Source organism: Pseudomonas putida (assembly GCA_041879295.1).
Classification (GTDB): Bacteria; Pseudomonadota; Gammaproteobacteria; order Pseudomonadales; family Pseudomonadaceae; genus Aquipseudomonas; species Aquipseudomonas putida_Y.
The window spans coordinates 564,190-588,105 of the sequence record CP047152.1 but is presented as its reverse complement, the minus strand read 5'-3'; the positions used below and the strand labels follow the sequence as shown (position 1 = coordinate 588,105).

Below are 23,916 nucleotides of genomic sequence, written 5' to 3'. Positions count from 1 at the left end.
GCGAAAACAGCGCTCACCCTAACCAGTGATAAACCGGCGCATCCACGCCACTCTCCACCTTGACCTCACTGCTGTGCCGCAAACGCACCAGCAGCCGTTTGCCCGCCGCCGTACTCCCGGCCAATCCTTCGAGCCGGTCCAGCAATTCCGGCCCGCTCATCTGTCCTGCCAGACGCAACACATCACGCGCCGCAGCCCACTGAGCGTCATTTTGGCGCGGCCCGGCCACCGCAGCTGTCGCAGCCGCCTGGGCTGCCACCGGCACCTCGGTCTGCCGCCCCAGTTGCCCCCACTCCTCAGGCGTCAGCTCGATGGTCAGGTCCACCGGCCAGTCACCAATCTGTCCACGAATTCTCACGATGCTTTCCTTGAGGTCACGTCAATGTCCCCATGCTACCGCAACATGAAACTTGGCCACACAGACTGGCAGCACGCAGAAAAGTTGTTATAACATAACCGAATCTTTCAGCCCGCTCCGGAGTCGTCCATGCGTCGCCTGCTGCTCGCCCTGCCCTTCGCCTTGCTGCCACTGGCCGTTGCCCATGCCCACGATGACCATGATCATGACCACGCCCACGGCTCGCTCGGCGCCCACGAGCATGGCGTGGCCAAGCTCAACGCGGTACTCGATGGCAATACCCTGGAACTGGAGCTGGATAGCCCGGCAATGAACCTGGTCGGCTTCGAGCATGCCGCCAGCAGCGATGCCGACAAGGCCAAAGTCGCCGCCGTGCGTCAGCAACTTGAACAACCACTGAAGCTGTTCGGTCTTTCTGGCGCCGCAAACTGCAAAGAAGACCAGCAGGCACTGGAAAGCCCTCTCTTCGGTGACGCCTCCAAGGCCGATGACGAGAGTGACGAACACGAACACGGCCATCAGCACAGCGACATCGGCGCCCACTATCAGCTGACGTGCGCCAACCCCGACAAACTGACCCAGCTGGACCTGGCGCCGCTGTTCAAGGCCTTCCCCGCCACCCAGAGAATCAACGTGCAACTGATAGGCCCCAATGGCCAGAAAGGCGTGGAAACCACGCCGGCCAAGGCAGCGGTCGCCTTCTGAATGAACCAGCCGTTGATCGATCTGCATGACCTGGTGTTTGCCTGGCCAGGCCACCCGCCGCTGCTGGATATTCCGGCATTGCGCCTGGACGCTGGTGAAGCACTGTTTCTCAAAGGCCCTAGCGGCAGTGGCAAGACGACCTTGCTGGGCCTGCTGGGCGGGGTGAACGTGCCGGCCCAGGGCCGCATCCAGTTGCTCGGCCAGGATCTCGGCAGCCTGAGCCAGGGCGCCCGCGACCGCTTTCGGGTCGATCACACAGGGTACATCTTCCAGCAGTTCAACCTGCTGCCGTTCCTCTCGGTACGTGAAAACGTCGAGCTGCCCTGCCGCTTCTCGCGCAGCCGCAAGGCACGCGCCGAGCAGCGCCATGGCAGTGTTGACCAGGCGGCCAGCACGCTGCTGACCCACCTGGGCCTGGGCGACCCTGCCATGCTTGCCCGCCGCGCCGACAGCCTGTCGATCGGCCAGCAGCAGCGGGTCGCAGCCGCCCGCGCACTGATCGGCCAGCCTGAGCTGGTGATTGCCGACGAACCGACCTCGGCTCTGGATGCAGACACCCGCGAAGCGTTCATCCGCCTGCTGTTCGATGAGTGCCGCGCCGCCGGCGCCAGCCTGCTGTTCGTCAGCCACGACCAGAGCCTGGCAGCGCTGTTCGACCGCCACCTGTCGCTTGCTGAACTGAACCGTGCCGCCAAGCCCCGGGAGGCCTGATGTACCTGCTCCGCCTTGCCTTGGCCAGCCTGGCCAACCGCCGCTTCACCGCGTTTCTGACCGCCTTCGCCATTGCCCTGTCGGTGTGCCTGCTGCTGGCTGTAGAGCGTGTCCGTACCGAAGCCCGTGCCAGCTTCGCCAGCACCATCAGCGGCACCGACCTGATCGTCGGTGCACGCTCTGGCTCGGTGAACCTGCTGCTGTATTCGGTGTTCCGCATTGGCAACGCGACCAATAACATCCGCTGGGACAGCTTTCAGCACTATGCGCAGGACCCACGGGTGAAGTGGGCAATCCCGATCTCGCTGGGCGATTCGCACCGTGGCTACAGAGTGATGGGTACCACCACAGATTACTTCAGCCATTATCAGTACGGCCGCCGCCAGCATCTGGAACTGAGCCAGGGGCGTGAGTTTGCCAACGACCCCTTCGAGGTGGTGCTCGGCGCAGAAGTGGCCGAGGCATTGCACTACAAGCTGGGTGACAGGCTGGTGCTGGCCCACGGTGTGGCCGCAATCAGTCTGGTCAAGCACGACGACAAGCCGTTTACCGTGGTCGGCATACTCAAGCGCACCGGCACACCTGTCGACCGCACCTTGCATATCAGCCTGGGCGGCATGGAGGCGATCCATATCGACTGGCACAACGGCGTACCCGCCCGTGGCGCCGGGCGCATCAGCGCCGAGCAGGCCCGTACGATGGACCTGCAACCTGCTGCCATCACTGCATTCATGCTTGGCCTGAACAGCAAGATCGCAACCTTCAGTCTGCAGCGGGAAATCAACGAATACCGCAGCGAGCCATTGCTGGCGATCCTGCCTGGGGTAGCCCTGCAGGAGCTGTGGAGCCTGATGGGCACTGCAGAGCAGGCATTGTTCGTGGTGTCACTGTTCGTGGTGCTGACCGGTTTGATCGGCATGCTCACGGCGATTCTCACCAGCCTCAACGAACGCCGCCGGGAAATGGCGATCTTGCGCTCGGTCGGGGCCCGGCCTTGGCATATTGCAGGGTTGCTGGTAATGGAAGCACTGTCACTGGCGTCGGTCGGGATCGTGGCCGGGCTTGGCTTGCTATATGCGGGTATCGCCCTGGCACAGGGGTATGTGCAGGCCAACTATGGTTTGTATTTGCCACTGGCTCTGCCGAGTGCTCATGAATGGACCTTGCTGGCTATCATCCTGGGGGCGGCGTTGCTGATGGGCAGCGTGCCGGCGTGGCGGGCCTACCGGCAGTCGCTGGCCGACGGCCTGTCCATCCACCTCTGAGTGCGCGTAATGATCAAACACCTCACCGCCTGCTTCGCGGGCTCGCCCGCTCCCACAGCAAGCCCCGCAGGCTTCGGACCTTGGGCAGTACCTGTGGGGGCGGGCATGCCCGCGAAGAGGCCGGCAATGCAAATGCTGCTGGCCCTGCTGTTGCTGGTAGCGATGCCTCTATGGGCCGCCGAACCCAAGGAGCTGGACTGGCCAGCACTGATCCCTGAAGGTGCACCGGTCATCCCGCCGCAACTCACCCCGCTGCACGATATGTCACAGCTCAGCAACGCCCTGTCTGCCGAATCCGCCCCACCCGCGCGCCAGCAGGCGCCCGATGCGCCAGTGGTAAAAAGCCTCGACGGCCATCAGGTCAAGCTGCCCGGCTACATCGTGCCACTGGAGGTCAGCGAAGAAGGCCGCACCACCGAATTCCTTCTGGTCCCTTACTACGGTGCGTGCATCCACGTGCCGCCGCCACCGCCGAACCAGATCGTGCATATCTTCAGCGAGATGGGCGTGCGCGTCGAAGACCTCTACCAGCCCTACTGGATCGAGGGAAAGATGCAGGTTAGAGCTTCCAGCAGCGAGCTGGCCGACGCCGGTTACCAGATGGAAGCCGAGAAAATCTACGCTTATGAGCTGAGATGAGAACTGTTTCGAATTCGTGAAGACGCTTCGTTGAGCTGGGTCAAACTTTCCGCTCAACCAGCTCCGTACCATTGGACTACTCGATTAATAACGTCCTTTGGGAGCTTCCATGAACAAGTCCTTGCTGGGTGCCTCGCTTGTGGCCCTTGCGCTCGCCGCCCCTGCCGCCCACGCCTATCAGGCGGGGGACATGATCCTGCGCGCAGGCGCCATCACCACCGCCCCGAACGAGAGCAGCGGCGACCTCAAGTTCGACGGTAACAAGGTGTCGGGCACCAAGGCGACCCTGGACAGCGATACCCAGTTGGGCCTGACCTTTGCCTACATGCTCACCGACCACATCGGCCTGGAGCTGCTGGCAGCTACCCCGTTCAAGCACACCGTCGCCGTAAAAGGTCTGGGCGGCGGGCTGGACGGCAAGCTGGCGGACATCAAGCAACTGCCGCCGACGCTGTCGCTGCAGTACTACCCAATGGAGCCGAATTCGCGCTTCCAGCCGTACGCTGGCGTCGGTATCAACTACACCCTGTTCTTTGACGAAGACTTGAGCAGCGCACGCAAGCAACAAGGCTTCAGCAACCTCAAGCTGCAGGATTCGGTAGGTATCGCCGGCCAACTGGGCATGGACTACATGCTGACCGACAACCTGCTGGTAAACGCCTCGGTCTGGTACGTCGACATCGATACCAAGGCCAGCGTCAACGGCCCGACCGCCCTTGGCTACAGCAAGACCAAGGTCGACGTTGACGTCGACCCGTGGGTATATATGGTCGGCCTTGGCTACAAGTTCTGACCTGAACATTGCAGGGCGGCCTCGGCCGCCCTCGCGCGTTGCAGCCATAGCCAGTAGCACAGTGCGACCGCACTGATGCCCATGCCAAGCCCACACACGGCAACCCAGCCCCAGTGTGCAAACACCCAGCTCGCCAACACCGCCCCCAAACCGCTGCCCAGCGAATAGCAACACATGTAGGCGCCGATCAAACGGCTAGCCATCGCACCACGCCCGGCCAGCAACAGGCTCTGGTTGGTGACATGTACTGCCTGCACGGCAAAGTCCAGCATCAGCACACCCAGCACGAAGGCCAGCAGTGAATGCTCGACGAATGCTGTTGGCAGCCACGACAGCGTCAGCAGGGCCAACGACACCCCGGTGGTACGCTCACCCCGCCCATGGTCGGCCAGACGACCGGCATGCGAAGCCGCCAGCGTACCCGCCACACCTGCCAGGCCAAACAGGCCGATCTCGGTATGGCTCAGCGCCAACGGCGCAGCGCTTAGCGGCATGACCATGGCACTCCACAGCACGCTGAATGCGGCGAAGATCAATACACCGAACACGCCGCGCTGGCGCAGCAACCTGTCGTGCCGATACAAGCTGAACTGGGCCACGATCAGCGCCCGGTAACCCGGCCGGCTTCCCATCGGCTGCCCGCCGGGCAGACTGCGCCACAGCACCAGCGCCAGCAACATCAACAGCCCTGCGGCGACCAGGTACACACTTCGCCAACCGGCCAGGTCGGCAAGCCCGCCCGAAGCCAGCCGTGCCAGCAGGATACCCAGCACCACACCACTGGTGACAGTGCCTACCGCCTGCCCTTGCTGGCCAGGTGAGGCCAGGCTCGCGGCATGAGCCACCATCACCTGCACCATGACGGCCATCAACCCGGTGATAGCCAGCGCCAGCAGCAATATTGCCCAGTTCGGCGCCGTGCCAACGCCGACCAGCGCAAGCGTCGAGAACAGCAACTGGCCAAGCAACAGACGTTTACGGTCGACCAAGTCTCCGAGCGGCACAATCAGTAGCAGCCCCAAAGCGTAGCCCGCCTGGGTCGCGCCGACTACCCAGCCAATCTGCTGCTGCGCCACCCCCAACTCAGCAGCCATCGACTCAAGCAGCGGTTGAGCGAAGTACACCGTCGCCACAGCCATCGCACCGGTGGTGGCAAGCAACAGGGTTAACCAGCGTGTCAGCGAAGGTGTCATCGGGCAAGCCTCTGGAATCTGGTTTCAATTTGAAACCACCCGCTGGCTATTTAACAAATGTGGTTTTAATCTGCAACCAGATAATCAAGACAGGCGTGCCCCATGCTCGATGAAAACAATGCGCAGTGCCCCGTGGCCCGGGCTCTGGAGGTGCTGGGTGACCGTTGGGCGCTGATGATCCTGCGCGATGCCTTTGACGGCCTACGGCGTTTCAGTGAATTTCAGAAGAACCTGGGGCTGGCGAAGAACATCCTCACCTCGCGGCTAAAGCTGTTGGTGGAAAGTGGGTTGCTGATGACACAGCCGGCGTCGGATGGCAGTGCCTACAAAGAGTACGTGCTGACCGACAAAGGGCAGTCGGTATTTCCAGTGGTGGTTGGTTTGAGGCAGTGGGGGGAGCGGTTTCTGTTCGAGGCGGGTGAAACGCGTTCGGAGCTGGTGGACGGCGTGACGGGGCAAGCGCTTCAAATATTGCAGGTCCGCAGCCAGGATGGGCGGGCCTTACATCCCGAAGATTGCCAGCGCAGAAGGGTGCGGCATGGGTGATTTCAGGGCCACGGCGCAGCCCCGAGGGGTTCAGCCTTTACCGAGAAGCTTTGCCAGGCCTTCAACCATCGGCGTCACCTGCGCAAACTCGAACCGCGCCAACAACCGCTGGTTATCCGCTCGCGAATGGCGGATATCACCCGATCGCGCCGCCGCATAGCTGATCGCTGGCAAGCTCCCCACAACCTTCTCCAGCGCAGCCAGCAACTGGTTCAGTGAGGTCGCCTGGTTCAGCCCGATGTTCACCGCCCCCTCCTCGACCTGCGGCTGCTCCAGTGCCTGCACCATCACCTGCACCAGGTCGCCCACGTAAAGGAAGTCCCGGGTCTGCTCGCCGTCCCCGAACACTGTAATCGGCAAGCCCTGCACAGCACGCTCGCAGAAGATGCTGATCACTCCGGAATACGGCGAGGAAGGGTCCTGCCGTGGCCCGAAGATATTGAAGAAGCGAAACACCACCGGCTCCAGGCCATGCTGGCGGCGGTAGAAGTCCAGATACTGCTCACTGGCCAGCTTGTCCACGGCATAAGGGGTCAACGGCGCCTTGGGCGTGTCTTCGGAAATCGACTCCCCTTCACCATTGTTGCCGTACACCGCTGCGCTGGAGGCGAACAGCACCCGGCGCAGGCCATGCACGCGCATGGCTTCGCAAACGTTGAGGGTACCGATGAAGTTACTCTGGTGGGTACGCACCGGGTCTTCGACCGAGGCCTGAACCGACGCTACCGCTGCCAGATGCACCACAGCACGGCAGCCAGCCGCAGCCTGAGTGACCAGCCCTGCATCGGCAACATCACCTTCGATCAGTTCCAGCCGTGGGTGGTCGACCTGCAGGTTGCTTCGCCGGCCGGTGGAGAAGTCGTCGAGAATGCGTACGGCGTAGCCTTTGCCCAACAACGCATCGCACAGGTGGGAGCCAATGAAGCCGGCACCGCCGGTGATCAGGATGGGGGCGTCAGCCATGGCGGTAGAACCGGTCCAGTAGAGGTGGCAAGCCAGCGCGCCAGGCACGCGGCTTGATACCGAAGGTATGAAGGATTTTCTTGCAGGCAAGTACCGCGTGCTGTGGCTCTTCGCTGGCATCCGGGCGCGCGGCATGGGCCTGCGGCGTGGGGGCCTGAACGGCCAGCTGGCGGTATTGGCCGGCCTCGGCGAGGATCGCCTGGCCCAGCGCCAGCGGCGTGGTCGCCTCATTGCCAGCGTAATGGTAGGTGCCCCACAGCGGCGCATTGCAGTCGAGTTGCTTGAGCACCGACAGGATCACTCGGGCGGCATCATCGACCGGCGTCGGATTGCCACGTCGATCATCGGCCAGCAGCAGCTCCTGTGGCTGCTCGGCACGGGTCAGGAAGCGTCCCAACGCGCCATCGATACTCTCGTCCAGCAACCAGCCAAAGCGCAGCAGCACATGCTGCGGGCACGCCGCGCGCACGCTCTGCTCGATGCGCCAAAGGGCCTGGCCACGCAAGCCCAGCGGCACTGGCTCGTCCTTTTCGCTATAGGCCGTTGCCCGCGCACCATCGAACACACGGTAGCTGGATGGCTGCACCAAGGTGATCTGATGGTGCTGGCACAGCTCTGCCAACCGCTCCACCGCCCGCTCCTGTTGGGCCAGGCGCTGCTCGCTGACCGACTCGGCCTGGAACCAGTCGAAGTAATAGGCCAGGTTGACCAGCGCGTCGGGGCGATGGTCATCGAGCAGCTGAGTAAGGCTTGAGGGCGCCCAGCCGTTCTCGGGCGGGCGCGGTGCCAGGAATGCGATGTCCTCCTCGGCCCCAAGACGAATCAGCGCTTGCCCGAGGGCATTGCCACCACCCAACAGCATTAGGCGCATACGCATAGAGTCAGCAGATCCGGAGAGGTTGATGAAGTAAAGGGGTTATTTTGCGGTTTCCTGCCCGGGAAGTCCAACACCGGCCCCGTTGGATGCCGCAGGCGGGAGCGATTCCACAGTTTCACCGCTCAATACCGCCACAGACAGAAATCTCCTACGACATACGAGGAATGGGCTGACTTCCACGTATCGGCATAACTGCATTGAATAGTCGACTCCCCACTTGCCGGCCAGGGAGTTTCACATAAAAACGACAAGGAACGTTCAATGCCTCATTCGGAAGCTGCCTACCTGGATTTCTACCCAGAGCAAAGCCAGGCCATAGCCTTTGCAAGCCAAACCCTTGCTGATTTGGGTGGACCGGAGGCTAAAGGAGTAGCACTTCAGGCTCGTATATTCGCCGATCAACTCGAAAAAGCCTTGAGTGAAGAACAGCGTGCGCTCCTCCGGCGCTTCAGTGAAGGCCATCTATCTGCCTTGATGTACAGGCAGATGCACTGTGCCAACGAGCCAATACCAGAATACCTACCCGACATTACCGCCCTGGCGCAAAGCCCTCGCTGCCAATACCTTGCCTCGCGCAATCAACTGCTGCTGGAACTCGTACGCCACCGCAGTTTCGCCTTCGATATCGACAACGATGGCAAACAGGTCCGCCTGGTCGGCAACTTCAAGGGCGGTGGCCGCGTCCCGCGCCCCGACGAAGATCCCTGCCTGGAGGTTGAAACCAGCTCGCATGCGGGCTTGCGCTTGGGGCCACACACTGAAGCACCTTACAACTGCTCAACAAACGCCAGCAACGCTCACTCCCCTGCTCCCTCAGCACTGATTCTCACTGCGCGCTGGAACCCCGCCAATGAACCTACGAATGTCTTCCCACTCCGGGAAATCATCGAACGCTTGAGTAACCTGGACACACTTGCGCTGACTTCAAAGTCTTTCGACTTCACACGCAGTGACTGCTTCGCTCAGGGACAGGGCAATGCTGGCAAAGCAGTTTCAATGCTGCAGTTCGAGCCCAATGGTGGTTTCTCTGTTCGATACAACAGCTATCGCTTCAGCCTGAATGAACGTGCCTGCAACGCTGCGGCGCGCGCGTTCAACGCCTTTCAAAAAGCACTGAGCACTGCGCAACCGCTGACGTTTGCCCTGCAACCTGACAGCGCATTGTTGATCAACAACAGCCGAGCCTTGCACGGCCGCGACAAGGTCCAGGACAACCGGCGCCTGCTTATCCGTCAATTCGGATACTCCCCCTTCGCCGTACCGTTGGTGCTCGCTGAAGACCCGCTGCTGGTCCGTGGTTGAGCACAGGAAAATACCCCATGATCGAAATCGACTTGACGTTTGTTCTGCTACTCGCACTGGTTGCACTGATGGCCGGCTTTTTTGATGCTATCGCCGGCGGCGGTGGCCTTATCACGCTCCCGGTGCTGTTTATTGCCGGTGTAGAACCCTTGGCAGCTATTGCCACTAACAAGTTCCAGGCAGCTTCGGCTACGGTTTCGGCTACGTGCGCCTTCGCCCGCAAAGGCATGATCGACTGGAGACGAGGCAGTCCCATGGCTGTCATGTCGTTCATCGGTGGGGCGTTGGGAGCCTTGTCGATAACTTACGTCCCCAAAAGCGTTTTGCAGGCGTGCGTCCCACCACTGCTGATCCTGATCGCCGCCTACTTTGCCTTCAGTCCAAAGCCGAATGAACAAGCGCGCAAGGCAAAGGTATCGACTAGCCTATTCTGCGTGACGGCTGCACCAATCATTGGCTTTTATGACGGCATCTTCGGCCCTGGAGTCGGCTCGTTCTTCATGCTGGCTTGCGTGGTCCTCTTGGGCCAGCACCTCATTCAAGCCGTATGCACCAGCAAGCTTTTGAACGCAGCCTGTAACATGGGCGCATTGTCAGTTTTTTCTCTCAGCGGGGCGATCATCTGGCCGCTGGCGCTGGCAATGGCGCTCGCCGCCTTTCTGGGCGCGCAATTGGGGGCACGCTGCGCAGTACGCTTCGGCTCACGCCTCATAAAACCGCTGCTGGTCAGCGTCTGCTGCATCATGGCACTCAAACTGCTGCTCGATACGGGCAACCCGCTCGGCGAATGGCTCAACCAGTTCTTCTAGAGAGCACCATGCACATTCAAAAGGCTTCCCCGCAGCGCGTGAAGTGGCAGTTTGATGAGCCCGCCCCAGGCAAAGAGCTGTTCATCAATGAAGTCTTTGGAAACTACCAGCAACAGGCGCGATTGCTGGTACCTGATATCGAGCGCGCAGCTCCAGCATTCGTTTTGGGGGGCGCGCGTTCCGACTTTACCCGGCTCAACCCCCTGCTTTATCGCCTGCAAGCCGCAGGCATTGGTTCACTCACTGGCAATCTGTCAGGCCATAGCCTCGCCAGCGAGCCAGGCGCAATGTCGCCGTCACTGGCTACGAACCTTGATGAAGCACAGCGTTTCCACGCGCATATCGCGCCTCGATGCCGAACGCTCATAGGCCACAGCCTTGGCGCGGCAATTACGCTCAAGCTTGCAGCACAGTTGCCACAAGTGGACAACATCGTATTGATCTGCCCAGCAGTTTATCCAGACCATGCCTACCAGGCGCCGTTCGGCCCAGCATTCACTGCTGCCATCAACAAGCCTTTCGGTTTTCTGGAGAGCGATAGCTACACCTTCCTCAACCAGTTTCGTGGAAGAGTATTGATGGTGATCGGCGAGTACGACGGGCTCAACTCCCAGAGATTCGGCAAAGGCCCTGGCACCAGCGCTGGCAACCTGTGGATTGCCGGCACTGAACGCTATAGCCCGATTCCTGAAGAAGTTACCCTCGCCTTGATGCGAGCAGTTTCAGCGTCGCGCTTGCAATGCCTGTTTCTTACCGACTGCGACCATGGCATCGCGGCACATTTGCGCAGGGCTCCCGCGATAGCGGACCAGGTTGCGGACGCAGTAGCAGCTTTCATCCTCGACAGTGCTTAAGGCGTTAAGCATTACTCGATCTCGAACAGACCATCGCGCAACGGCGCCACACTCAACCGCTTACGCACATCGTCATCTATGCGCGGATCATCCGGCCGGTACAGTTTCACCTGCCGATACGCATTGATGCGATTGATCTCCTCGCCCAGGTATTCCCACACCACCCGGGTACAGGCCGGGTTGCGCCGGTCGCCGCTGGATACCCCGGCCTTCAGGCCATTCAACCGGGTGATGCGGCTTTTGAAGCTGGGGATGAGGATGGTCTGGCTCATCTCGTTGAACGTCAGCGACTCGTAGTCGATCAGGAACATCCGGTCCTGCAACTGGAACGCCGCCCCCAGGTAGCGACAGCGTACCTCGGCATGCTGATCGGTAGCACTGGAGCGTTCCTGCCGTTCCTGGCGCTCGAACAGAAAACGGCCACGCTCTTCCCACAGGTGCACCAGCGACACGAGGATCGTGCCCGGTACCGACATGCAGTTGGAATACTCGAAGTAGTAACCGCAATAGCGTGACAGATTGCCCGCATGTTCGTGTAACGGGCGGAACAACTCGCTGATCGGGTCACTGGGCTGCTCGGCCAGGGTCGATACCCGCGCACCGATCAGACGGGCGAACTGCTCGGCGGGCAGGTTCAGTTCGTAATCCTCGACACCGAAGAAGTCGCCAATGCGCTTCAGGTTGAAAGCCGTCGGACGGCTTTGCCCGCTCAGGTACTTGTTGAACTGCGCGCGGTTGATCGAGAGCTGGCGGCAAACTTCTGAAATAGAGCGGTAGTGGCTGCAGGCGAGTTTGAGGTTGGTAGCGAAGTGATCGCTCATATGCGGAATCCAGGTGACGCGAATGACGCCATTGTAGCATCAAGTCGCATCAAGTCAGAGCAATCCGCGAAATTGTAACCAGTCTTGTCATAGCCAACCATGCGCCCCAACGAATAGCGGTGCGCCTGCCGTCCGCTGGTCTTTCCACACGAAGAATAAGAATCGAGGTCATTTTCCAATGCTCGAAGTAATCAACGATTTCCTTTCGGGGAAACTCCTCATCGTGCTGATCGTAGGTCTGGGTAGCTACTTCACCATCCGCTCCCGGTTCGTCCAGTTCCGCCACTTCACCCATATGTTCAGCGTGTTCAAGGAATCGCTGCGTGGCCAGGCAGGCCAGCTGAGTTCCTTCCAGGCCCTGATGCTGAGCCTGGCCGGCCGCGTGGGTGCCGGCAACATCGCCGGTGTCGGTATCGCAGTGACCCTGGGCGGCCCAGGCGCCGTGTTCTGGATGTGGGTCACCGCACTGGTGGGCATGTCCAGCAGCTTCTTCGAATGCACCCTGGCCCAGGTTTACAAGCGCGCTGATGGCGACGGCCTGTACCGTGGCGGCCCGGCCTACTACATCCAGCACGGGCTGAAACGCAAGAGCATGGCCATCGTGTTTTCGCTCTTGCTGCTGGTCACCTACGGCTTCGCCTTCATCGGTCTGCAGTCGTACACCATGACCCACTCGCTGCAGAACGCCTTTGCCTTCGACCCAAGCCACAGCGGTATTGTCCTGGCCGTGCTGCTGGCCATCACCTTCATCGGCGGTATCAAGCGCATCGCGGCGGTGTCGGACCTGCTGGTACCCGTCAAGACCCTGGCCTACATCGGCGTAACCCTGTACGTGATCGGCACCCAGATCGAACACGTGCCAGCCATGCTGGAAACCATCTTCAAGAGCGCCTTCGGCCTCGACCCTGCTTTCGGCGGCCTGCTCGGCAGCGCCATCGTCATGGGTGTGAAGCGTGGCGTCTTCGCCAACGAAGCAGGCCTGGGCAGTGCGCCGAACGTCGCTGCCGTGGCTGCCGTGAAACACCCGGGCGCGCAGGGCGTGGTCCAGGCCTTCAGCGTGTTCCTCGACACCTTCCTGATCTGCACCTGCACCGCACTGCTGATCCTGCTTTCGGGCTTCTACACCCCGGGCTTCGAGGGCGACGGCATTGTCCTGACCCAGAACTCGCTGGCCGCCGTAGTCGGTGACTGGGGTCGCGTGTTCGTCAGCGTGGCGCTGTCGCTGTTCGTCTTCACCTGCATCCTCTACAACTACTACCTCGGCGAGAACAGCCTGCAGTTCCTCAGCCGTAACCGCGTAGTGTTGATGGTGTTCCGTGGCCTGGTACTGGCACTGGTCGTGTGGGGTTCGATGCAAGACCTGTCGACCGTGTTCGCCTTCGCCGACATCACCATGACCTGCCTGGCCTTCGTCAACCTGGTGGCCCTGGCTCTGCTGTTCAAGGTCGGCCTGCGAGTCATGCGCGACTACGACGACCAGCGCAAGGCCGGTGTAAAGCAGCCTGTGTTCGACTCGTCCAAGTTTGCCGACCTGGACCTGGACCGCAATGCCTGGCCTGCCAATCCTCAGGTGGAAACAGCCACTGACAAAGCAGTCGGCCAGGTTCAGCCGCAGCGCTGATATCCTCCCCTGCCCAGCCGCCCCTTCCGCGGGCGGCTTTTCTTTCTCCGCTCACCGCTACGGATGCTTTCCATGCGCGCAGTAAAGAATCTTCTCGTTCTCTATACCGGTGGCACCATCGGCATGCTCGAAACCCCCGAAGGCCTGGCACCGGGCGGTGGTTTTGAAGCGCGGATGCGTGAACACTTTGCCCTGATGGCCAATGCACCGCGGGTGCAATGGACGCTGCAAGAGCTGGACCCGTTGCTCGACAGCGCCAACATGCAACAGCACAACTGGCTGGCGATGCGCGATGCCATCGTCGAGGCGGTGGATGTAGCGGGCCACGATGGCGTGCTGGTGCTGCACGGTACCGACAGCATGGCCTACAGCGCTGCAGCGTTGTCGTTCCTGTTGCTTGGCTTGCCCGTACCGGTGTTGCTGACCGGCTCGATGTTGCCGGCAGGTGCCCCGGACAGCGATGCCTGGGACAACCTGTGCGGCGCATTGCGCCAGTTCGAACAAGGCCTGGAAGAGGGCGTGCAGCTGTACTTCCACGGTCAACTGCTGCATGGCTGTCGGGCGTCGAAGCTGCGCAGCGAAGCGTTCGATGCCTTTGCTGCGCTGCCGCGCCATCGTGACGCTGAGCGGGCCGATACGATCCCTGCCGAGCTGGGCTACAAGCAGCCGCGCAAACCGGTCAACCTGGCGGTCGTGCCGGTTTTCCCGGGGCTGCAGGCCGGGCATTTGCAGGCTTTGATCGACAGTGGTGTGCAGGGTTTGCTGCTGGAGTGCTACGGCAGCGGTACCGGGCCGTCGGATGACCAGGCGCTGCTGAATGTGCTGAGCGCAGCGCGCCAGCGCGGCGTGATGCTGGCGGCTATCAGCCAGTGCCCGGAAGGCTCAGTGGTGTTCGACACCTATGCAGCGGGCAACCGCTTGCGCGGGGCCGGGCTGGTCAGTGGCGGTGGCATGACCCGTGAAGCGGCACTGGGCAAGATGGTGGCACTGCTGGGCGCTGGGTTGGATGCCGACGCAGCAGAGCGCTGGTTTGCCCTGGATCTGTGTGGGGAGCGGGCTTGATCAGCGCCCTTGAGGGCCTACGACGATAGGGTTTCCTGTGTAGGAGCGGGTTCGCCCGCGAAGAGGCCCTAAAGCGTGAAAAATGGCGGAAGGCAGCGGGAGTCGAACCTGCCCGGGAACGGCTGCCGTCCCCAACCGGGTTTGAAGCCCGGCCGCGCCACCGGGCGCGATTGCCTTCCTTGAACTCAGTGCCTGGCCTGCTGTTGGGCCAGGGCGCTGTCGGCGCGGATGTGACGCTGGTCGGCCACCCTCCGGGTCAGGCCGATGCGGTCGAAGTATTCCAGAATCTGCACACTGCGCTTGCGACCGATGCCCAACATATCGCGAAACGCGGAAACCTGCACTATCGTCGTTTCGCTGGCCTGCTCCAACATCAACGCTGCCATGCGCTGTAGCGTCGCCTCAGGGTAGAACAGGTCGCGCACTACCTGATGCACCAGGCCCAGCCGCGCCAACTTGCGCAGTAACAGGCGCACATCGGCTTCGGCACGGTTCTCCTCACTCGCCAGTGTCCTGACCCAGGGTGGGTCATATTGCCCTGCGATCAGCTTCGGCTGCAGACGCGCCCACAATGCACTGTCGGCTTCGCTCAACTGCACCTTGTGATCGGGCAGATGCAGCCATGGCCCGCTGCTGGCGATGGCGCTGTCGTCGAGCAGCTCATCCAGCAGGCTGACGAATGCCGGCCGCTCCAGGGGCAAGGCTACAAAGCGCCGCAAGCGATCCCGGTCAGGGCCGAGCTGGTCGGGCTCTTGCTCGTGAAAGCGCGCCAACTGTTCCAGAACCTGCTGCTTGAGCGCCAGCCATTGGGCATTGGCGAACAACAGTTGGCCCTGCCGGGTGGCCACCACCCGCACATCGTCCGGTAACTGCCAGGTTTCCCGCAGGCGGTTGAACTGCCGCTCGAGTCGCTGCGGACTAATACCGCCCGGTGCACTGGCGAGCAGTGCTGGCAGCGCCTGCTCCAGATCCGCTGCATCGCGCAGTACCTGCAACTGCTGCAGACGGGCATCGCTGCGGCGTTGGCGGCTTGGTGCGAACGGGTCGAGCACCTTGCCGCCGCCCAATGTGCGCTGAGCGCGCTGATCGCGCAGCACCAGGCGGTCTCCGTGCACAGCCTGCAACGGCGCGTTGAGCAGCAACTGGGCAAACATGCGTTGGCCGGCAGCCAGGCTTTCGCCTTCGAGCAAGGCAACCCGGGCCGTGACATCCTGGGTGCCGAGGTGCACATGCACGGCGCTGAAATGTTCGAAAGTACGCGTCTCGTCAGGTAACAGGTGCAACTCGATATCCACCCGAACACTGGGCGCATGCAACCATTCGGGCACCAGCCAGTCGCCCCGGCGCACCTGCTCCACAGCCAGGCGTTCGGCAGCGATGTTCAGCGCCACCCGTTGGCCTGCTTCTGCCACCAACGCGGCCTGGTTCTGCGCATGCAGGCCACGCACGCGCACCACCTTGCCGGCCTTGCCCAGCAGCAACGTATCACCTGCACTGACCCGCCCGGCCAGTGCCGTGCCGGTGACCACCACACCCGCGCCGGTAACCGCAAAGGCACGGTCGACGGCCAGGCGAAAACCACCGTGCACACTGCGTTGCCGCGTACCTGCTTCGGCCTCCAGCAGGGCCTGGCGCAACGCTTCCACGCCCTCCCCGCTGATGCTCGACAGCGGAAACTGCCGCGCACCGGCATACGCCCCAGGCGCCAGCAGTTCACTGACTTGCATCTGCACCTCGGCCAGGCGCGACGGCTCGACCCGGTCGCATTTGCTGATCGCCACCAAGGCCTGGGGAATGCCCAGCAGCTCGATGATCGCCAGGTGCTCACGGGTCTGCGGCATGACCCCGTCGTCGGCAGCCACTACCAACAGCACCAGGTCGATGCCATGGGCGCCGGCCAGCATGTTGTGGATAAAACGCTCGTGGCCCGGCACATCGATGAAGCCGGTCAGCGGCGCGCCTTCGCTCAGCGCCGCATAGCGGTAACCAAGGTCGATGGTCATGCCACGGGAACGCTCCTCCTGCCGCTGGTCGCCGGCTTGGCCGGTTAGCGCCTGTAGCAGTGCGGTCTTGCCGTGGTCGATGTGGCCTGCAGTTCCAACGATCACTGCACTGGCCCCAGTTGCAGGGCTGGCAACTGGGCCAACCACTGGGCTTCGTCATCCAGTTGGCGCAGGTCCAGCCACAGGGCATCGTCGTCAATGCGGCCCAGCACCGGCACCGGCAGGTCGCGCAGGGCTCGTTCCAGTACATGCAGGCTGCGTCCACGCAGCTTCTTCGACACTTGCGGGCGCAGGCACAGCGCCGCACTGGGCAAGCGCGCAACCGGCTGGCTGCCACTGCCGATCATGCCCAACGCAGGCTCTACACTGATGGCCCATTGCTCACCGAGGCGCGCCTTGAGTTCAGGCGCCAGGCGCTCGGCCTGGGCCTGGATCTCGGCCTGGTTGCGAGTCAGCAGGCGCAGGCTGGGCAGCCGCTCGGCCAGGCGATCGGGGTTGCGGTACAGCGCCAGCACCGCTTCGAGTGCAGCAAGGGTGATCTTGTCGACGCGCAACGCACGCTTGAGCGGATTTTTCTTGATCCTGGTGATCAAGTCCTTGCGGCCGACGATGATCCCGGCTTGCGGACCACCCAGCAGTTTGTCGCCACTGAAGGTGACGATATCGGCACCATCGGCCAGGGCCTGGCGTACCGTGGGTTCGGCGGGCAGGCCCCAGCGGGTAAGGTCGAGCAGGCTGCCGCTGCCCAGGTCTTCAAGCAGCGGCAATTCATGTTGGTGGGCGATACGTGCCAGCTCGGCAGTAGGCACCTGGGTGGTGAAGCCCTGGATGCTGTAGTTGCTGCAATGCACCCGCATCAGCAGGCCAGTGCGCGGGCCGATGGCGGCCTCGTAGTCGCGGGCGTGAGTACGGTTGGTGGTGCCGACCTCGTGCAGCTTGACGCCGGCACGGGCCATGATGTCGGGAATCCGGAAGGCACCACCGATCTCGATCAGCTCGCCGCGAGAGATGATGCCTTCCTTGCGTGCGCCCAGGCTGTTGAGCGCTAGCAGCACGGCGGCGGCATTGTTGTTGACCACGGTGACGGCTTCGGCGCCGGTCAGCTCGCGGATCAAGCCCTCGATCAGGTCATCACGGTCGCCACGTTTGCCGGTGGCCAGGTCGAATTCCAGGTTGAGCGGATAACGAGCGGCGGTCTGCATGGCCTCGATGGCTTCTTCCGGTAGCAAGGCACGGCCCAGGTTGGTATGCAGCACGGTCCCGGTGAGATTGAACACGCGGCGGACCTGACTGCGTTGCTGGAAGGCGAGGCGTTCTGCGCTGCGGCCAAGGAGGATTTCCGGGGCCAGTTCGGCGCTGCCGAGTTCGCCATTACGGGCGGGCTGGCGCAGGTCGTCGAGCAACTGGCGCAGGGTAGTCAGCACGGCGTCGCGACCGTGGCGGTCGATCAGCGGGAGACAAGCCGGGTGGCGCAGGAGGTTATCGATGGACGGCAGGCGTGGGGTGTCGCTGGCTAGGCTGTTGGACATGCGGTACTACCTTGGACTGATCCGTTGTCTGTGCTGGCCCATTCGCGGTGAACCCGCTCCTACAAGTACAGCGTCATCCTGAAGGTTGGCGCAATTACCTGTAGGTACGAAGGCAAGTCGGTGTTTCAGTGTAGACCCTCAACCGCTACCCGGGGCGAGCATCAGGTTGGGCGCCAGGCGATGGAAACCCTCCCCGTCCAGGCGTATATCCAAGGCCAGGCTGGCCAGGTCGTCAGCCAGCGGCTCGGCCGCCGCATCGTTCTCCAGGTAGTTCTGCTTCAGGTAGCTGTCGCAACCAGGGCAGCACTCGGCGCGCAGCGGCGCTTTGCCTGGTGCATGGCGGTCATCCTCAAGGCTGGTGTAACGCAAATCCTTGCTCGACTCGCAGTACACGCACTTGACTCGCACAACATGCCACTCGCAGGCACACAACGAACAGGCCAGGTAACGCAAGCCGTTGTGCTTTCCACGGTTGCGCACCACCCCGGCCATCGCCGGCGAACCGCAAGCCGGGCATTGGGCCAGGCTGCCGGCTGGCTTGAGCTGGTGTGCGGGCAGCGCCAGCAACCAGCTGGACCAGGCTGCCTGCAACGCGGCCCCGAGGAAGGGCACCAGTGCTGCGGGCACACCATCGTACTGGCCTGCCAGCAAAGCAATGCCCCAGCCCTTGCGCTGATGGTCATCACTGCCTCGCAGCAGCTGCAGCGCCTCACCCAGCGGGCCACTGCTTTCGCTGTTGAGGTGCTCAAGCAGTGCCTGCAACCAGACCAGCCACGGCCCTTCACGCACCAGACTGTCAGCCGCCAGCGGCGGCAAACCATGATCCATGCACAGGCGCTGACGTTCCTCGGCCACCGGCAGACCGCCGGGCGGGTTATCCACAAGCTGCTGCTGGATGCGGCATAACCGCGCGATCAGCGTCAGGTAGTCGCCAAGCGCGTTGCCTTCAGCCAGATGCTCCAGGCGCGCGGCGCGCAGTTCAAACAGGTTGGCGGCAGGCAGGTGCAGAAATGGCGGCGTGACAGCCGACGCTTCGATCTGCCCGGGTTCGAGTATGCTGCTCAAGCGCTCATCCTTCTTTTCGTCCGTGATCACCCGGCGTCTTGTCGCCGGTCACTTCGCGGTACCACAACTCATGATGCTTGCGTGCCCAGGCGCGGCTGACCCAGCCATGCAGCATGGCGCTGATCGAGCCCTTGATCCAGATGCCGGCGTAGATGTGCACGATGATGCTGAGAATCAGCACGAAGGCCGCCAGCGCATGCAGCAGCGCAGACAAGCGAATGGCATCGATGCCAAACCAATGGCTGAAGTATGCCCGCCAGATCACCACGCCACTGACCAGCAGCACCAGCATGCACACCAGCAGGGTCCAGAACAGCAGCTTCTGCCCGGCATTGTACTTGCCGACCGGCGGCACACCCTCCTCCTCGTTGCGCATTACCCGGTCCACCCGGCGCAGCCACAGGCGGTCGTTGGCGGTGATGAAGTTGGCCCGCCAGAAGCGCAATACCAGGCCGAGGAAGAACACGAACATCGCTACCCCGAGGAAGGGATGCAGAATGCGCGTCCACGGCCCGCCGCCGAACAGGTTGCTGAGCCAGAATAGCGCCGGATGGAACAGCGCAAGCCCCGACAGCCCAGCCAGGATGAACAGGATCGCCACCACCCAGTGGTTGCTACGCTCGTTGGCGTTGTAGCGCAGTATGGGTTTGTTGTCGTTCATGGCCGCTGCTCCCCTTGCCCACCGGGCTGCTTCGGATCATAGACATGGACCGACGGGTCCACTTGATGCACGCTTTCGTCCGGCGGTGTCGGGTGCTCATCCTCCTCGACACGCTGAGGGCCGATCCGCACATAGTGGAAGAACCCCGCCAGCACCGCCGCGCCCATGGCCAACAGCGCCAGCGGCTTGGTGAAGCCCTTCCACAACCCCACCAACGGGCTGATCACTGGCTGGTCCGGCAGGCCGGCATACAGCTTCGGCGTGTCGGCATGGTGCAGCACGTACATCACGTGGGTGCCACCGACGCCGTCCGGGTCGTACAACCCGGCGTTGTCGTAGCCCCGCGATTTCAGATCGACGATGCGCTCGGCCGCATGCACTTTCATCTCGTCCTTGCTGCCGAACACGATCGCACCGGTCGGGCAGGTTTTCACGCACGCCGGCTCCAGCCCCACGCTCACGCGATCGGAACACAGGGTGCACTTGTACGCCTTGTGGTCTTTCTGCGAGATGCGCGGGATGTTGAACGGACAGCCGGTGATGCAGTAGCCGCAGCCGATGCAGTGGTCCTGGTTGAAGTCGACGATACCGTTGGCGTGTTTGATGATCGCACCAGGGCTTGGGCAGGCCTTCAGGCAACCTGGGTCGGCACAGTGCATGCAGCCATCCTTGCGGATCAGCCACTCCAGGTTGCCGTCGTCGCGCTCATGCTCGGTAAAGCGCATCAGGGTCCAGGTCTCGGCCGTGAGGTCCTGGGGGTTGTCGTAGGTGCCGTGGTTGTGGCCAACCTCGTCACGCAGTTCATTCCACTCCGAGCACGCCACCTGGCAGGCCTTGCAACCGATGCACTTGGTAGTGTCAATCAGCTTGGCGACTTCCTGCTGCTGACGCACCGAGGGCGGAACGGTAGTGGTGGCCGAGCGGGCGATGATGTCTTGGCTGGCCATCAGAGTTTCTCCACTTTGACGAGGAACGACTTGGACTCTGGCGTCTGCGTGTTGCCATCACCGAGGAACGGCACCAAGGTATTGGTCAGGTAGCCATGCCGGGTAACGCCGGTGAAGCCCCAGTGCAGCGGGATGCCGATCTGGTGCACGGTCTGATTGTTGACCTGCAGCGGGCGAATCCGCTTGGTCACCACCGCCACCGCATCGATATGCCCACGCTTGCTCGACACCCGTACCCGGTCGCCGGCCTTGATGCCTTTCTCGTTGGCCAGCACCTCGCCGATCTCGACGAACTGCTCGGGCTGGGCAATGGCGTTGAGCCGGCAATGCTTGCTCCAGAAGTGGAAGTGCTCGGTCAGCCGGTAGGTGGTCGCCGCATAGGGGAACTCGTCGTGCGTGCCGAGGGTGTCCCACACGGAATCGAAGATGCGCCCGGCCGGGTTGCTGGTGGCCTTCTTGTTCTGCGGGTGCAGCGGGTTGATGCCGATCGGTGTTTCGAATGGCTCATAGTGCTCGGGGAACGGGCCTTCGGCCATCTTGTCGATGGCAAAGAAACGCGCCACGCCTTCAGGGTTCATGATGAACGGATTCATCCCAGCCTCGGGCGGCGAGTCGACCTTGAAGTCCGGTACGTCGGTGCCGGTCCAGGCCTTGCCGCTCCACCACACCAGGCGCTTTTTCTCCGGGTCCCAAGGCTTGCCTTGCGGGTCGCTGGACGCACGGTTGTAGAGGATGCGGCGGTTGGCCGGCCAGGCCCAGGCCCAGTTCTGTACCTGGTGCATGCCATACGGGTCGCTGTTGTCGCGGCGAGCCATCTGGTTGCCCTGTTCGGTCCAGCAGCCGGCGAAGATCCAGCAGCCAGACGCGGTGCTGCCATCGTCCTTGAGCTGGCCGAAGCCCGCCAGTTGCTGGCCCGCCTTGATCACCGCGCCAGTCGGGTCGGTGACATCGGCCACCGCCCAGCCGTTCATCTCCTTGGCCAACTCCTCCGGGGATGGCTCCTCAGGTATCTTGTACGGCCAGCTGATGTTCATTATCGGGTCGGGATAGGTGCCGCCCTCGGCCTGGTAGCGTTGGCGCAGGCGCAGGAACAACTCGCTCATGATGTGCACGTCGGTACGGGTCTCGCCCGGGCCGTCTGCGCCCTTCCAGTGCCATTGCAGCCAACGGCTGCTGTTGACCAGCGACCCGTCTTCCTCGGCGAAGCAGGTAGTGGGCAAGCGGATCACTTCGGTCTGGATATTGGCCGTGTCGACGTCGTTGAACGGCCCGGCATTGCGCCAGAACTCCGATGTCTCGGTAGCTAGCGGGTCCATGACCACCAGCCACTTGAGCTTACTCAGCGCCGCAGTGACACGGTTCTTGTCCGGCAGCGCTGCAATCGGATTGAAACCTTGGCACATATAGCCGTTGACCTTGCCCTGGTCCATCATCTCGAACATGCGCAGCACGTCGTAGCCCGGCACGTCGAGCTTGGGTAGCCACTCGTAGCCCCAGTTGTTTTCTACCGTGGCGTTGGCCCCGTACCAGGCTTTCATCAGGCTGACGTGGAACTTGCCGTAGTTCTGCCAGTACGACAGCTGGCCCGGGCGCAGTGGCTTGGAGGCGCGTTTGTCGATGTAGGCGGCGTAATCCTGCTCGGCATCACCGGGCAAGGTCAGGTAACCCGGCAGCAAGTTGGACAACAGGCCGAGGTCGGTCAGGCCCTGGATGTTGGAGTGTCCACGCAACGCGTTGACCCCTCCACCCGGCATGCCGACGTTGCCCAGCAGCAACTGAACCATGGCCGCGCTACGAATGATCTGCGCGCCGATCGAATGCTGCGTCCAGCCGAGCGCATAGAGGATCGTCATGGTCTTGCCCGGTACCGAGCAGGAGGCGATCTCTTCCCAGACCTTCATCATGGCGTCCTGTGGCATGCCACAGGTCATGCTCGCCAGTTCCGGGGTATAGCGGCTGTAATGCTGTTTCATCAGCTGGAACACGCAGCGAGGGTGCTGCAGTGTCGGGTCGACCTTGGCATAGCCGTCCTCGCCCAGCTCGTAACCCCAGCCGGACTTGTCGGCGTACACACGCTTGGCCTCGTCGTAGCCGCTGAACAACCCGTCCTCGAAGCCGTAGTTCTCTTTGACGATGAACGACACGTCAGTGTAGTTGCGCACGTACTCGTGCTGGATCTTGTCTGTGCTAAGCAGATAGTTGATCAGCCCGCCCATGAAGGCGATGTCGGTACCAGTACGGATCGGTGCATAGTAATCCGCCACCGAAGCGGTACGGGTAAACCGCGGGTCGACCACAATCAGCCGCGCCTTGTTGTGCGCCTTGGCCTCGGTCACCCACTTGAAGCCGCACGGGTGCGCTTCTGCTGCGTTGCCACCCATCACCAGGACCAGATTCGCGTTGGCGATATCGGACCAGTGGTTGGTCATGGCGCCACGGCCGTACGTCGGGGCAAGACTTGCCACCGTCGGGCCATGTCAGACACGTGCCTGGTTATCGAACCCCAGCATGCCTGTTGCGCGGATGACCTTGTGGGTCAGGTAGCCAGCCTCGCTGGAAGCGGCGGAAGCGGCAAGAAAACCGGTGGAGAGCCAGCGGTTGACTGTTTGTCCTTGGGCGTTCTTTTCGATGAAGTTGGCATCGCGGTCCTGCTTCATCAGGTCGGCGACGCGGTCGAGCGCCTCGTCCCAGCTGACCCGCACCCATTCTTTGCTGCCCGGCTTGCGAACCTCGGGGTACTGCAGGCGGCTCGAGCTGTGGATAAAGTCCAGCAGGCCGGCGCCTTTCGGGCAGAGGGTGCCCCGGTTGACCGGGTGGTCGGCGTCCCCTTCGATATGAATGATGTTCTGTTTGACGTTTTTTCCCGCATCACCCTGGCTGTACATGATCAGGCCGCAGCCGACCGAACAGTAGGGGCAGGTGTTACGGGTTTCTTTGGTATGCGCCAGCTTGAAGTGACGCACCTGCTCGGCGAATGCCGGCGTCGGGGCCATGCCCAACGCTGCAAGGCTCGAGCCTCCAAGGCCGACGGCGGCGACCTTGAAGAACTGCCGACGGTTCAGGTCCATCGTGCACTCCTGATCAGGTGGTGGACGCACGGAACATTGCCGGCGCCTCTTGGTAGTCACGGTGGCGGCCAATTGATAGCCGCCAAAGGATAAGACTAGTCAAGAATCCAGAAGGTGCGATGAC

22 protein-coding genes and 1 tRNA gene are annotated in these 23,916 nt (G+C 62.3%); 11 read left to right on the top strand and 12 right to left on the bottom strand.

All coding sequences use genetic code 11. The features are described from left to right. Positions 1-13: 13 nt before the first annotated feature. The gene (locus tag GST84_02700; protein ID XGB11328.1) at positions 14-358 is read right to left on the bottom strand and encodes a hypothetical protein; all 345 of its coding nucleotides are present in this window, start codon (positions 356-358) and stop codon (positions 14-16) included. A gap of 129 nt (positions 359-487) precedes the next feature. Here GST84_02700 and GST84_02695 point away from each other — a divergent pair, with 129 nt between their 5' ends. From GST84_02695 to GST84_02675, 5 genes are all read left to right on the top strand, one after another. After that, the gene (locus GST84_02695) at positions 488-1,063 is read left to right on the top strand and encodes a DUF2796 domain-containing protein (GenBank protein ID XGB11327.1); all 576 of its coding nucleotides are present in this window, start codon (positions 488-490) and stop codon (positions 1,061-1,063) included. Then, positions 1,064-1,774 carry an ATP-binding cassette domain-containing protein gene (locus GST84_02690; GenBank protein XGB11326.1) on the top strand — a complete coding sequence of 237 codons (711 nt, stop codon included), beginning with the start codon at positions 1,064-1,066 and terminating at the stop codon, positions 1,772-1,774. It abuts the gene before it with no gap. Continuing rightward, positions 1,774-3,039, top strand: a complete 1,266-nt coding sequence (locus GST84_02685) for an FtsX-like permease family protein (protein XGB11325.1) — start codon at positions 1,774-1,776, stop codon at positions 3,037-3,039. The genes GST84_02690 and GST84_02685 overlap by 1 nt, the downstream gene beginning before the upstream one ends. 126 nt (positions 3,040-3,165) lie before the next feature. After that, the gene (locus tag GST84_02680; protein ID XGB11324.1) at positions 3,166-3,678 is read left to right on the top strand and encodes a DUF3299 domain-containing protein; all 513 of its coding nucleotides are present in this window, start codon (positions 3,166-3,168) and stop codon (positions 3,676-3,678) included. Positions 3,679-3,787: 109 nt separating this feature from the next. Next, positions 3,788-4,471, top strand: coding sequence for an outer membrane beta-barrel protein (locus GST84_02675; GenBank protein ID XGB11323.1), 684 nt, complete (start codon positions 3,788-3,790; stop codon positions 4,469-4,471). Here the strand turns inward: GST84_02675 and GST84_02670 are convergent. Next, a complete protein-coding gene (locus tag GST84_02670) occupies positions 4,459-5,664 on the bottom strand; it encodes an MFS transporter (protein XGB11322.1) in 1,206 nt (401 codons plus the stop codon). The two genes, GST84_02675 and GST84_02670, sit on opposite strands and share 13 nt — an antisense overlap. Before the next feature lie 102 nt (positions 5,665-5,766). Between GST84_02670 and GST84_02665 the strand changes: the two genes are divergently transcribed. Further along, positions 5,767-6,210: a transcriptional regulator gene (locus tag GST84_02665; protein XGB11321.1), complete on the top strand. Its 444-nt coding sequence runs from the start codon at positions 5,767-5,769 to the stop codon at positions 6,208-6,210. A gap of 30 nt (positions 6,211-6,240) precedes the next feature. Here GST84_02665 and GST84_02660 read toward each other — a convergent pair whose 3' ends face one another. Both GST84_02660 and GST84_02655 read right to left on the bottom strand, forming a co-directional pair. Then, a complete protein-coding gene (locus GST84_02660) occupies positions 6,241-7,173 on the bottom strand; it encodes an NAD-dependent epimerase/dehydratase family protein (protein XGB11320.1) in 933 nt (310 codons plus the stop codon). Continuing rightward, positions 7,166-8,050 carry a sugar nucleotide-binding protein gene (locus GST84_02655; GenBank protein ID XGB11319.1) on the bottom strand — a complete coding sequence of 295 codons (885 nt, stop codon included), beginning with the start codon at positions 8,048-8,050 and terminating at the stop codon, positions 7,166-7,168. Before GST84_02655 ends, GST84_02660 begins: the two co-directional genes overlap by 8 nt. A 261-nt stretch (positions 8,051-8,311) precedes the next feature. Between GST84_02655 and GST84_02650 the strand changes: the two genes are divergently transcribed. Genes GST84_02650 through GST84_02640 form a run of 3 tightly spaced genes read left to right on the top strand, consistent with a single transcriptional unit; the run spans position 8,312 to position 11,015 of the window. Next, a complete protein-coding gene (locus GST84_02650) occupies positions 8,312-9,352 on the top strand; it encodes a hypothetical protein (protein XGB11318.1) in 1,041 nt (346 codons plus the stop codon). Between the two features lie 17 nt (positions 9,353-9,369). Then, positions 9,370-10,161, top strand: coding sequence for a TSUP family transporter (locus GST84_02645; GenBank protein XGB11317.1), 792 nt, complete (start codon positions 9,370-9,372; stop codon positions 10,159-10,161). Positions 10,162-10,169: 8 nt separating this feature from the next. Continuing rightward, positions 10,170-11,015, top strand: a complete 846-nt coding sequence (locus GST84_02640; protein XGB11316.1) for an alpha/beta fold hydrolase — start codon at positions 10,170-10,172, stop codon at positions 11,013-11,015. Positions 11,016-11,026: 11 nt separating this feature from the next. On the opposite strand, the gene GST84_02635 is transcribed toward GST84_02640, so the two are convergent. Beyond that, entirely contained in the window at positions 11,027-11,836 is an 810-nt protein-coding gene (locus GST84_02635; protein ID XGB11315.1) for an XRE family transcriptional regulator, read from the bottom strand. Positions 11,837-12,014: 178 nt separating this feature from the next. On the opposite strand from GST84_02635, the gene GST84_02630 reads away from it, so the two are divergent. Next, positions 12,015-13,457: an amino acid carrier protein gene (locus tag GST84_02630; protein XGB11314.1), complete on the top strand. Its 1,443-nt coding sequence runs from the start codon at positions 12,015-12,017 to the stop codon at positions 13,455-13,457. Positions 13,458-13,529: 72 nt separating this feature from the next. After that, positions 13,530-14,519 carry an asparaginase gene (locus GST84_02625; protein ID XGB11313.1) on the top strand — a complete coding sequence of 330 codons (990 nt, stop codon included), beginning with the start codon at positions 13,530-13,532 and terminating at the stop codon, positions 14,517-14,519. A gap of 83 nt (positions 14,520-14,602) precedes the next feature. On the opposite strand, the gene GST84_02620 is transcribed toward GST84_02625, so the two are convergent. The 7 genes from GST84_02620 to fdnG all read right to left on the bottom strand — a co-directional run bounded on the left by GST84_02620 (position 14,603) and on the right by fdnG (position 23,792). Next, positions 14,603-14,698, bottom strand: a tRNA-Sec gene (locus GST84_02620). A gap of 6 nt (positions 14,699-14,704) precedes the next feature. Then, the gene (selB, locus tag GST84_02615; GenBank protein ID XGB11312.1) at positions 14,705-16,627 is read right to left on the bottom strand and encodes a selenocysteine-specific translation elongation factor; all 1,923 of its coding nucleotides are present in this window, start codon (positions 16,625-16,627) and stop codon (positions 14,705-14,707) included. Continuing rightward, the gene (locus GST84_02610; GenBank protein ID XGB11311.1) at positions 16,624-18,051 is read right to left on the bottom strand and encodes an L-seryl-tRNA(Sec) selenium transferase; all 1,428 of its coding nucleotides are present in this window, start codon (positions 18,049-18,051) and stop codon (positions 16,624-16,626) included. The genes selB and GST84_02610 overlap by 4 nt, the downstream gene beginning before the upstream one ends. Before the next feature lie 138 nt (positions 18,052-18,189). Beyond that, positions 18,190-19,116 carry a formate dehydrogenase accessory protein FdhE gene (gene fdhE, locus GST84_02605; GenBank protein XGB11310.1) on the bottom strand — a complete coding sequence of 309 codons (927 nt, stop codon included), beginning with the start codon at positions 19,114-19,116 and terminating at the stop codon, positions 18,190-18,192. 4 nt (positions 19,117-19,120) lie between these two features. Then, entirely contained in the window at positions 19,121-19,777 is a 657-nt protein-coding gene (locus GST84_02600) for a formate dehydrogenase subunit gamma (GenBank protein XGB11309.1), read from the bottom strand. Next, positions 19,774-20,724 carry a formate dehydrogenase subunit beta gene (gene fdxH / locus GST84_02595; protein XGB11308.1) on the bottom strand — a complete coding sequence of 317 codons (951 nt, stop codon included), beginning with the start codon at positions 20,722-20,724 and terminating at the stop codon, positions 19,774-19,776. Before fdxH ends, GST84_02600 begins: the two co-directional genes overlap by 4 nt. Then, a complete protein-coding gene (fdnG, locus tag GST84_02590) occupies positions 20,724-23,792 on the bottom strand; it encodes a formate dehydrogenase-N subunit alpha (protein ID XGB11307.1) in 3,069 nt (1,022 codons plus the stop codon). Before fdnG ends, fdxH begins: the two co-directional genes overlap by 1 nt. Positions 23,793-23,916: the final 124 nt, after the last annotated feature.